This is a genomic window from Erythrobacter sanguineus, from assembly GCF_900143235.1.
GTDB classification, from domain to species: Bacteria; Pseudomonadota; Alphaproteobacteria; order Sphingomonadales; family Sphingomonadaceae; genus Erythrobacter; species Erythrobacter sanguineus.
Window position 1 is genome coordinate 1 of sequence record NZ_FRDF01000022.1, and the last position, 3,559, is coordinate 3,559.

The following is a 3,559-nucleotide window of genomic DNA, read 5'->3' on the forward strand; positions in this document are numbered from 1 at the left end:
GCAAGCTCGCCGCCTAAAACCAACCCCCAGACGAGGTCCGCACTCCGCTAATCTACGCCGCAAGTTCTGCCAAATGTTCTGACGACGGACATCAGAGACCGTGTCGCACTGTCACTGAGCATCATGGCTGGGATGCGGATCGGAGAGATCGCAGCGTTGACGATCGGCGATGTGCGCGATCTTGATGGCAGGGCTGTTTCTGTAATCAATCTCAGCAGGCACCAGACCAAAGGCAGCAAGTCGCGAAGGGTCTTCATCAGCGCAGAGCTTCAAAAACTCCTGAACCAATATCTCGCGACCATCAGCGATCTCAGCGACAGCAGAGCATTCATTCGCTCATCACGGACTGGCAGTCACTTCAGCAATGTCAGCCTGAGCCTGCGCTTCAAAGCGATCTACGCACAGGCTGGCATCAAGACGAGCAGTCACTCAGGGCGCAGGACATTCGCAACAAGGTTGAACGCAGCAGGCATCGGGATGCGGACGATTCAGAATGCGCTGGGTCACGCGAACATTCAGACGACGGCGCTCTACTGCGATGTGAGTGACGATCAGCTGGCGAACGCGGTCAATGTGATCTGACGGGGAATAATTTAATTCTGCGATCCTTTGTAATACAGATAATCAGTCATCGCCCTACCCTTGCCAATGTCATTACCGTTGGCAGGAACTGTAACAATGTCATATATTCCGTCATTATCAAAATCAGCAATTATTGGGGTCGCCGTATCCGTGTGATATCTGAAAAAATTCAGAATTTTTATATCTTGACGTATAAATTTTTCTCCTGAATTATTTATATAAAATACTGGAGCCCCTTCTATTGTGTACGGCAAAACAACAATATCCTCAAATCCATCCCGATTTATATCAATCGCAGACATAAAATTGAAGTTGATATTCCGCAATTCTCCATCAATCGTTACATCTTTGAAATTAAGTGAAACACCATCGTACTCATAGAAAACAATTTTGTTTCGGCCAATGAGATCGTCTTGCCGCACACTTTGTGTGGCTACCTCGTCAAAATTTGGAATTATTGGGAGCTCCATCTTCGCCATGAAAAGCGGTGAAGAAGGCGGCGATAATCTTATGAACCGTGATTCGGTAATTGCAAAGCCTCCGCCACCAATTATATATTCATCTCCGACCTTAAAAACAGGAACTATGGACTGATCTGTTCCGTTATATGTAGTGAAATTCACATCTTTTATGTATTCAAAAGGGTTGTCTACCTGCGAAACCTTGCTCCAAATCCCAGCGCTTAATTTCCATGCCTCTACACCAAGAAGGTTTGGAAAACTCTGCGTTTGTATCAGAATGTTTGTTTCGCCTGACGTGCCATCAGATATGAAGCGCGCTGTATTGGGACTGACCTGAAATGGAAATTGAAATCTTCTTGAGAAGCCATCATTCTCAAATGTGAAGCCATAGTAAGAAGATTCAGCTCCCACAAAGCCAGAAGTCGCAACAAATGCTTTACCCAACAGCTCGCCCACGACTACGTTATGGTTCCAGTCTGGGTCACCAAATTTAAATATTTGATATCCATTGCCTCTGGATATCAATGCGGCAGACTGCGCTGAACTGAATGCGACAGGATCGCCAGACCGCCCATCTTCACGATTCACGGCAAAAACCAGATCAAGCTTCCCATCCCGATTAAGGTCAACTTTCTCAACCTTTCGCGTCGCACCGCCTAAGTCCGCACCACCCGTCAGATAAGTATCCGTCTGATCGACAAACTGACGACCGCCTTGATTTATAAAGATGGCAAGCTTGTTGGGTGTCACACGGTCGCCAACGTTTTGCCCCCATTCGTCGGGGCCTAATCCGCTCCAAAATGCGAATACAATGTCTAAAAAACCATCTGAATTTACGTCCAGAACGGCATGGCTGGTCGCAGCCGTAGTTAGAAATGGCAACTCGCCGACAAACGCATCAGGCTGCGTCGTAAAACGCATGCTGCCTAAATATAGTTGCCCAGTGTACGGACCTGAAGGGCTGGGAGTGGGGGTTGGGCTTGGGACGGAAGAAACAGGAGGCGGTGCGCTATCTTCACCGCCGCATGCGATGAGTGTTAGTGCGCTAGCAGCAACCGCTGCCATCCAAACCTGCTTGTTCATGTTGCCCAATCCGTTTCATTTGAAACGAAGATACGGTTGGGTGCAGACCTGTCAACCAAACTGCATCAATTCTGAAAAAACGACGAAGCCGATCAGCGATGCCAACGCCTCTTCTATTGTTCAGGTTGGGGTTATCGGGAAATTAGATTTTGGAGACCACCATCACCTCATGAAGAGGGCCAAACCCGCGATCAGATCGCAATTGCAATCATTCCGTATTCGTCATTCTCCATGCACCCATAATTTTGCGTAATCGTGTTTCCAAGCTTCCCTTCTGCACGAACCCTGACCCCGTACATCGCCTTACCATCCTGTTCTCCCATTTTTTGAAAATCATGGAAGGATGCCGTTTCGGGATTGATCAAAGTCGAGCGTATCGCGTCCAAACACGATAGCTCCTCTGGGCTTGCCATCAAATCATTCGCGCCGCATCCGCTGAGCGTTAGTGCCTCCGCCGCCACCGCAGCCATCAAAATGCGCCTCTTCATGTCACCCCCTCCTTTCCTGCGCTACATCGCAGTTGTTGCAATTAGTCAGCCCGTCACATCAGCCTTGTTAAATCATAGGCTAAGAGGTATTTTGCTATCCTTGGACACACACCTGCTTCATTCTCAGGTGACTGCTCCCGCTCAGAAATTTGCATTGCATTCATTGCGCATATCAGCGTCCTTGATGAAGCCACACGATGAACGATTACCAGCGACCTCAGCCCTGCATAGATTTCGCAAGTCCGCGCTCTGGATAAAGCCGCAATGACTGACTTCCTTCTCAGCACGAGCGCGACACAAGCTCCTACGATCGGCATTCTGAATGAAGCCACATTGGCTAGACGATTGAGCCTGTGCAGCGCTGATTGCGATGCCAGGCGGGGTTCCAAGCGAACAGGCGGTGCCTGCAACCACGAGAGCACTCCAAATCTTTTTGTCCATATCTCCACCACCCTCGCCTAATGCTAGGCTTATTAGCAAACCAATTTAACCCCTAAACGTATGGCAAGTTTTTTGGGCCCAATCATCACATTTTTTATGTCCTACGAACAACGGCTTTCGTAAACGGTCTTTTTTTCAATTTTATAGAGATCTGGATTATCATTTATATTTGCGCTTCTAATCGAAAAGTCATTCATTGCTTCATCTGCGAGCGATACCGTTACTCGTTCTATCCTTACATTTCTTTCAGACTCCAAGTATACATTTTCGCGCATCACAGTTACAATAACATCTGGTATACTTTGGTCGGATGTCACTTGATCAAATGTAAAAGAACCGTCAGAATTTTCTGTAAATTCGAATGCGATATTGGGCTTATTGCTATCTTGTAGAAATTGACCATTTCGAAAGATTGTCCGTCGTCAGAACATTTGGCACAACTTGCGGCGTAGATTAGCGGAGTGCGGACCTCGTCTGGGGGTTGGTTTTAGGCGGCGAGCTTGC

At 47.7% G+C, this 3,559-nt stretch carries 3 protein-coding genes; 1 reads left to right on the plus strand and 2 read right to left on the minus strand.

The features are described 5' to 3' along the window. Nucleotides 1–90 precede the first annotated feature (90 nt). Nucleotides 91–582, plus strand: coding sequence for a tyrosine-type recombinase/integrase (locus BUA05_RS14285; RefSeq protein WP_281247026.1), 492 nt, complete (start codon nucleotides 91–93; stop codon nucleotides 580–582). A gap of 11 nt (nucleotides 583–593) precedes the next feature. On the opposite strand, the gene BUA05_RS14290 is transcribed toward BUA05_RS14285, so the two are convergent. Both BUA05_RS14290 and BUA05_RS14295 read right to left on the minus strand, forming a co-directional pair. Beyond that, nucleotides 594–2,126 (minus strand): FG-GAP repeat domain-containing protein, encoded by a 1,533-nt coding sequence (locus BUA05_RS14290; protein ID WP_084662759.1) that lies wholly within the window; start codon nucleotides 2,124–2,126, stop codon nucleotides 594–596. A gap of 191 nt (nucleotides 2,127–2,317) precedes the next feature. Beyond that, complete coding sequence (locus BUA05_RS14295; protein WP_072675692.1) at nucleotides 2,318–2,614, minus strand: hypothetical protein; 297 nt, start codon at nucleotides 2,612–2,614, stop codon at nucleotides 2,318–2,320. Nucleotides 2,615–3,559 lie beyond the last annotated feature (945 nt).

What these genes read in the sequence shown, in the direction of transcription:
- BUA05_RS14295 (WP_072675692.1), bottom strand. Translation starts at nt 2,614, where the DNA reads ATGAAGAGGCGCATTTTGATGGCTGCGGTGGCGGCGGAGGCACTAACG.
- BUA05_RS14290 (WP_084662759.1), bottom strand. Translation starts at nt 2,126, where the DNA reads ATGAACAAGCAGGTTTGGATGGCAGCGGTTGCTGCTAGCGCACTAACA.